We start from the raw sequence: 7,169 nt of genomic DNA on the forward strand, positions 1-7,169 counted from the left end.
GCCGGCAGGGCTGAGGCTCGCGTGCCGCCTTCCGTGCCGGCCCCGTCCGAGGGCGCGGCACGGGAGGCAGCATGATTAGATCGGGAGAACCGTCCGGGCAGAGAGCGAGGGTCAGAAGGTGAGCCAGGCCAGCGTCCCCACCCCCGCACCCGCGTCCAAACCGCCGACCATCTACGAGGTCGCGCGGCTCGCGGGCGTTTCCCACCAGACTGTGTCCCGGTACCTCAAGGGGAACGGCGGGCTCAAGCCCGCGACCGTGGTCAAGGTCGAGGGCGCCATGGCGGAGCTCAACTACTCGCCCAATCCCGCCGCCCGCGCCCTGCGCAGCAAGCAGGCGTACCGCGTGCTCGTCGTGGTCCCGGAGGGCACCCAGACCGTGCCCCCGCGCATGCTCCGGGGTGCCATGACCGCGGCCCAGGAGGCGGGCTACGTGCCCGACGTCGTAGCCGTAGAGAGCGCGACGGCGAGCCGCGTCCACCGCCTCCTCGCCCTCATCGCGAGCGAACGGCTGGCCGGCATCTTCTCGCTCGTGCCCCTCGGCGCCGCTGAGAAGCAGATCAACGCCGCCCACCCCGAGCTCCCGCTCGTGGTCGCCGGCGACTACGACGACGCAATGCACGCCCGCGGCTCCCTCGCCGACGGGAGCGCCGCCGAGGAGATGCTCGAATACCTCGCCTCCCTCGGGCACCGCTCGTTCTACCATGTGGCGGGCCCCCGGCTGTGGACGTCTGCCGTCAACCGGCGCAGGAGCTACGAGAAGACCATCGCGCGGCTCGGGCTGCACTCCGCGGGGACCGCGGCCGGCGACTGGTCCATGGCGTCCGGGTACAAGCTCGGTCTCAGGATCCCGCTCGACGACGGACCGGTCACGGCGATCTTCGCGGCCAGCGACCAGCTCGCGATCGGCGTGATCCGGGCGCTTCACGAGCGAGGCAAGCGAGTCCCGGACGATGTGAGCGTGTTCGGCTGGGACGACCTCGACGCCGGCAAGTACCTCGTCCCCTCGCTCTCGACCGTGAGCATGGACCTCGAGGCGCCGGGCCGCAACGGCATGCACGAGCTCATCTCCCGCATCCGCAACGAACCAAGCGAGGCGCAGCACTACGAAGTGCTCCCCATGAGGCTCGTTCTGAGGGAGTCGACCGCGCCGCCGCCGGCGCCCTCCGCGGGCTAGGGCTGCCCTCCGCGCGCTAGGGCCGCGCTTCGGCGTCGCGGCTACGGCGATGCAAGAGGACGACGACGAGCCGCAGCACCGCCCCGAGGACGATCAGCGCGATCCCGAGAACGATCATGCCCCCGAACACGTGGGTCAGGTCCAGCGCCGCCGAGTGGCACGCGGCGGCCACGTCGGACGCGGGCGGCGTCACCTGGCCCACCGCCACCGGCCCGTAGGCGGTCGGGAACGCGGGACCGCAGCCGGTGCCCGCCGGAAGTGTGAACCCGAGCGCTGCCCCGGCCAGTACGAGGCCGAGCCCCACCCAGGAATGCCAACGCGGGTGGTACCTGCGGATCGCCACCAGACCTCCAGGCTGTGCAGTTGTCAATGCCGGAATCATCATCCGCCCGGTAGAGCCTCTATGGCGAGCGGGGCGTCCTGCTCCAGAGGATTCCGCGGGGTCACAGTAACGGCACAGCTTCGCGCTAATCCGAGCACATGCCGAGCCGGGAAAGTCATACACATGACGCTCACCGACCGCACCGGCACCTACCCGGATCCAGCCTTCGAGGCCGAGGCTCTCGAAACCGGCGAGCCGTCCGCTCAGGCGGGTGGCGCCGTCGTCCTTTCGCTCGACCCGACCACCTCGACATCGTTTGAGCCCACCCATCCAACCCTCACCGAAACCCCCTCGCATCGCCCCGGAACCGCCCTCGACCTCGCGGCGTTCCGCAGGGCCGGCATCCCGGTCCTCGACGTCACGATCCCCGTCTACAACGAGGAAAAGGACCTCGAGCCGTGCGTCCGCCGGCTCGACGCGTACCTCGAGACCCAGTTCCCGCACACGTTCCGCATCACGATCGCGGACAACGCCTCCACCGATTCGACTCTGCGCGTCGCCGAGCGTCTGGCGCGGGAGCTCGAGAGCGTGCGCGCCGTGCACCTCGAGGAGAAGGGCCGCGGCAACGCCCTGCGCCGCGTGTGGCTCGCGTCCGATTCGCCCGTGCTCGCGTACATGGACGTGGACCTCTCGACCGACCTCAACGCCCTCGCCCCGCTTGTGGCCCCGCTCCTCTCAGGCCACTCGGACCTCGCGATCGGCACGCGGCTCTCGCGCTCCTCGCGCGTGGTGCGCGGGCCCAAGCGTGAATTCGTGTCCCGCTCCTACAACTTCCTGCTCCAGTCGCTCATGGGCGCGCGCTTCAGCGATGCCCAGTGCGGCTTCAAGGCCATCCGCTCCGACGTGGCCCAGCAGCTCCTCCCCCACACGCTCGACAAGGCGTGGTTCTTCGACACCGAGCTCCTCGTCCTCGCCGAGCGCTGCGGGCTCCGCTGCGCCGAGGTCCCCGTGGACTGGACGGACGATCCCAATTCGAAGGTCGACATCATGCGCACGGCGCTCGAGGACCTGCGCGGCATGTACCGCCTGACCACGGACATGGCCCGAGGGCGGATCCCCGTCGCGCAGCTCCAGGCGGCGCTCGCGCGCGGCCCACTCCCGGCCGGCCTGCGCCCCGAGGAGGCCGGCCGCAAGGGGAGCCTGTTCGGACAGCTCGTGCGTTTCGGCGCGATCGGCGTCGCCTCGACGCTCGCGTACGCGGCGCTGTTCATCCTGGGCCGCACGTTCATGGACGCGCAGACCGCGAACTTCGTCGCGCTGCTCATCACCGCGATCGCCAACACGGCCGCGAACCGGCGCTTCACGTTCGGCGTCCTGGGGCGCGAGCGCCTCACGCAGCACCACCTCGAGGGGCTCATCGTCTTTGGGATCGGCTGGGCCCTCACGGCCGGGGCGCTCCTGTGGATGAATTCGATCCCGAACCCGGGACAGTGGATCGAGCTGACCGTCCTGACGATCGCGAACCTCGCCGCGACCGCCGTCAAGTTCCTCCTCTTCCGCCTCTGGGTGTTCCGCCGCAGGGCGTGACCCGCCGCGGGCTTACGTCCACCTGACCGAGAACTTCCCGTTGCGCCGTAAGCTCCGCAGGGTCCACACCCTGCAGACGTGACGGCACAACGGACCGAACGACCGAAAGGCCACTCCCATGACCACGTCCCTCGCCCCCGACGCCACGGCGGACCCCTCGTCCCCGCCGTCCCGCCCGGGCACAGACTCCGACGCCCGCCGTCGCTCGCGCTCCGGCGGTGACCCCTCCGGAAGCCGCTGGCAGCGCCTCGCGTTCGGGGCGGAACAGCCGCGCTGGGTCCGTCCGTCCGCGTTCGGCCTCGTGGTCGCGAGCGCGTTCCTCTACCTCTGGAACCTCACGAACTCCGGGTACGCGAACTCCTTCTACGCCGCCGCGATCCAGGCCGGCAGCAAGAACTGGGTCGCCTGGTTCTTCGGCTCGATGGACGCCGGCAACGCGATCACGGTGGACAAGCCGCCGGCCGCGTTCTGGCTCCCGGGCCTCCTGGGCCGGATCTTCGGCTTCAACTCCTTCACGATGCTCCTGCCCGAGGCGCTCATGGGCGTCGCCGCCGTCGCCCTCATGTACGCCGCGGTCAAGCGCGTGAGCGGACCCGTCGCTGGCCTGCTCGCCGGCGGCGCGCTCGCCGCGACGCCGGTCGCGGCGCTCATGTTCCGGTTCAACAACCCGGACGCGATGCTCACGTTCTGCCTCGTCCTCGCCGCCTACCTCACGGTCCGCGCGATCGAGAAGGCCGGCTGGAAGTGGCTCGTCGCTGCGGGCGCGGTGATCGGCCTCGCGTTCCTCACCAAGATGCTCCAGGGCGTCATCATCGTCCCGGCCCTCGGGCTCGCGTACGTCTGGGCCGCGCCCACCACGCTGCGCCGGCGCCTCGTCCACCTGCTCGGCGCCCTCGGCGGCATCATCGCCGTAGCCGGCGCGTATATCCTCGCGTTCACGCTCACCCCGACGAACATCCGCCCGTACATGGCGGGCTCGCAGACCAACAGCTTCCTCGAGCTCACGTTCGGCTACAACGGCCTCGCCCGCATCTTCGGCAACCGCGGCGGGGGCGGCGGCACTCGCCTCGGCGGCGCTCCAGGCGGAGCGGCCGACGTCGGTGCTGCCGCCGGCCAGAGCGCGCTGGGCGCATCGGGAGTGCCCAACTTCGCGGGCGGTGGCGGCAACGGCGGCCCCGGCGGCGGGTCCATGTTCGGCGGCTCGGCGGGCATCCTCCGCATGTTCGGCTCGAGCTTCGGCACCGAGATCTCCTGGCTGCTCCCCGCAGCGCTCATCCTCCTCGTGGCCGGCCTCTGGTTCACGCGCCGCGCCATCCGCACCGACCGCGTCCGCGCCTCGCTCATCATCTGGGGCGGCTGGACGCTCCTCACCGCCGCTGTCTTCAGCTTCATGACCGGCACCGTCCACCCCTACTACGCGATCGCGCTCGCCCCCGGCATCGCCGGAGTGATCGGCATCGGCGGCGCCGAGCTGTGGCGCGGCCGGGCCTACTGGCCCTCGCGGATCGTGCTCGCGGTGACCATTCTCGCGACGAGCATCTGGACGGCCGTGCTCCTGGGCCGCGACTCCTCGTGGCTCCCGTGGCTCAAGTTCGTCATCGTGATCCTCGGCGTGCTCGCCGCGCTCGGCCTCGTGGTCCGGTTCGACCGGCTGCGCCTGGGGGCCGTCTCCGTGGCCGTCGCCGCGCTCCTCGCGGGCGGGCTCGGCTCGACCGCTTTCACCATCGCGACCGCGTCGCAGGGTCACACCGGAGCCATCCCGACGTCGGGCCCGTCCGCCCAGGGCGGTTTCGGCGGCATGGGCAACGCCGCCGGCTTCGGCGGGTTCCGCGACCGCAGCGGCTCCTCGACCGAGGGCTTGCCGGGCGGCACAGCAAGCCTCCCGAACGGCACGACCGGCGCCCCCAACGGCACCACCGGCAGTGGCACCACCGGCGCCCCCAACGGCACCACCGGCACTGGCACCACCGGCGCCCCCAACGGCACCCAGGCTGGCGGCTTCGGCGGCCCCGGCGGCGAGACGAGCGCGTCGAGCGAGCTCGTGGCGCTCCTCAAGCAGACCACCACCAAGTGGTCCGCGGCGACGAACGGCTCGAACTCCGCGGCCAGCCTCGAGCTCGCCTCGGACACGAACGTCATCGCGATGGGCGGCTTCACCGGAAGCGACCCGTACCCGAGCCTCGACCAGTTCAAGGCCCTCGTGGCCAGCGGCCAGGTGACGTACTACATCGCCGGCGGCGGCATGGGTGGCGGCTTCGGCGGGCGCGGCGGCGCGAGCGACACCTCGTCCATCGCGACCTGGGTCGAGCAGAACTTCCAGGCCACCACGGTCGGCAACGCGACCGTCTACAAGCTGGTGAAGTGATGCCGGCGACACAGTCTCAGCCCGTTGCTGACCCCGGCACCGCTACCGCTTCCTTAGTCGCCTCCGGCGGCTCCACAGGCGATAGCTCCGGCCGCTGGGCTCCTTCGTCGCCCTCTGACGCGGCTCTCCGCTATCCGCTGCTCCGCCGCCTCGCGGGCCGCGGCGGCGCGGGGACCAGGGGTCTGCGCCAGCGGGCTGAGCTGGCCTTGCTTTTGGTGGGGGTGGGGGTTCTGTATGTGTGGAACCTCGCCGCGAGTGGCTGGGCCAACGCGTTCTACAGCGCGGCGGCCCAGGCCGGGAGCCAGAACTGGGAGGCGTTCTTCTTCGGCTCCTCGGACGCCGCGAACGCCATCACGGTGGACAAGCCCCCGGCCGCGCTCTGGATCATGGACCTCTCGGTCCGGATTTTCGGCCTCAGCTCGTGGTCGATCCTCGTCCCCGAGGCCCTCATGGGCGTCGGCGCGGCGTGGATCCTCTATCTCGCCGTCCGGCGGGCCGTGCGCCCCGCGACCGGGAGCGAGCGGGCCGCCCATGGCGCGGGCCTCGTCGCGGCCTCCGCGCTCGCACTCACCCCGATTGCGGCGCTCATGTTCCGCTTCAACAACCCGGACGCACTGCTCGTACTACTCATGACTGCGGCCGGCTACGCGACCGTCCGCTCGGCCCAGAGCGGCAAGGCCCGCTGGATCCTGTTCGCGGGCGTGCTCCTGGGCTTCGGCTTCCTCACGAAGCAGCTCCAGGTGTTCCTCGTGGTCCCGGGCTTCGCGGCCGCCTACCTGTGGGCCGCGCCGCACCGCCTGGGCCGGCGCCTCCTGCACCTGCTCGGCGCCCTCGGCGCGATGGCGGTCTCCGCCGGCTGGTGGATCGTGGCGGTCATGCTCACCCCCGCGGCGGACCGCCCGTTCATCGGCGGCTCGCAGACCAACTCGATCCTCGAGCTCACGTTCGGCTACAACGGCTTCGGCCGGCTCAGCGGCGACGAGGTCGGCTCCGTGGGCGGCGGCAACGGCTGGGGCCAGCCGGGCCTGTTCCGGCTCTTCTCCTCGACGTTCGGCGGGCAAATCGCGTGGCTCCTGCCCGCCTCGCTCATCCTCGGCGCCGCCCTCCTCTGGGTGGGGCGGCGGGCGCCGCGCACGGACGCCGTGCGGGCCTCCGTCGTGGCGTGGGGCGGCTGGGTGCTCGTCACGGGGCTGACGTTCAGCCTCATGCACGGGATCATCCACGAGTACTACTCCGTGGCGCTCGCCCCCGGCATCGCGGCCCTCGTGGGCCTCGGCGGCGGGATCCTGTGGCACCGACGGAAGTACCCGGTCGAGGCCTCCGTGCTCGCGGCGGCGGTCGCGGCCGCGGGAATCATGGGCGTGGTTCTGCTCAACCGGGCCTCCGGGTTCGTCCCGTGGCTCGCGTGGGTCGTCGCCATCGCCGCGCTCGTGGCGGCCGCGGCGATCCTCGCGGCTGGCTTCGGCGTGCGGCTCCCGAAGCTCGCGGGACGGACGACGGCGGCGCTCGCCCTCGTCGCGGCCCTCGCCGGCCCGTTCGCGTTCACGCTCGACACCGTCTTGACCGCTCACTCGGGCGCAATCGTCACGGCAGGCCCGTCCTCCGGTTTCGGCGGACGTGGCGGCTTCGGCGGCCCGGGCGGACAGGGCAACGGGCAAGGCTTCCTCGGCTTCTCGCAGAACGGCACGGGCACGGCTCAGGGCTTCGGCCAGACCGGCACC

The 7,169-nt window shown here is 71.8% G+C and carries 5 protein-coding genes; 4 read left to right on the top strand and 1 reads right to left on the bottom strand.

What is annotated here, in order from left to right; genetic code table 11:
• Positions 1-118 precede the first annotated feature (118 nt).
• Positions 119-1,174 (top strand): LacI family DNA-binding transcriptional regulator, encoded by a 1,056-nt coding sequence (locus tag ACLN58_RS15170; protein WP_415856091.1) that lies wholly within the window; start codon positions 119-121, stop codon positions 1,172-1,174.
• A gap of 16 nt (positions 1,175-1,190) precedes the next feature.
• On the opposite strand, the gene ACLN58_RS15175 is transcribed toward ACLN58_RS15170, so the two are convergent.
• Positions 1,191-1,517: a hypothetical protein gene (locus ACLN58_RS15175; RefSeq protein ID WP_415856092.1), complete on the bottom strand. Its 327-nt coding sequence runs from the start codon at positions 1,515-1,517 to the stop codon at positions 1,191-1,193.
• A 162-nt stretch (positions 1,518-1,679) separates the two neighbouring features.
• On the opposite strand from ACLN58_RS15175, the gene ACLN58_RS15180 reads away from it, so the two are divergent.
• The 3 genes from ACLN58_RS15180 to ACLN58_RS15190 form a co-directional block, all read left to right on the top strand.
• On the top strand, positions 1,680-3,083 hold the full coding sequence (locus ACLN58_RS15180) for a glycosyltransferase (RefSeq protein WP_415856093.1): 1,404 nt from the start codon (positions 1,680-1,682) through the stop codon (positions 3,081-3,083).
• 118 nt (positions 3,084-3,201) lie between these two features.
• Positions 3,202-5,448 carry an ArnT family glycosyltransferase gene (locus ACLN58_RS15185; RefSeq protein ID WP_415856094.1) on the top strand — a complete coding sequence of 749 codons (2,247 nt, stop codon included), beginning with the start codon at positions 3,202-3,204 and terminating at the stop codon, positions 5,446-5,448.
• Between the two features lie 221 nt (positions 5,449-5,669).
• On the top strand, positions 5,670-7,169 hold a 1,500-nt coding region (locus ACLN58_RS15190; RefSeq protein ID WP_415856095.1), incomplete at its 3' end, for a glycosyltransferase family 39 protein.

This window comes from Sinomonas sp. G460-2 (assembly GCF_047759905.1).
Taxonomy (GTDB): Bacteria; Actinomycetota; Actinomycetes; order Actinomycetales; family Micrococcaceae; genus Sinomonas.

What these genes read in the sequence shown, in the direction of transcription:
- ACLN58_RS15180 (WP_415856093.1), top strand. Translation starts at nt 1,680, where the DNA reads ATGACGCTCACCGACCGCACCGGCACCTACCCGGATCCAGCCTTCGAG.
- ACLN58_RS15185 (WP_415856094.1), top strand. Translation starts at nt 3,202, where the DNA reads ATGACCACGTCCCTCGCCCCCGACGCCACGGCGGACCCCTCGTCCCCG.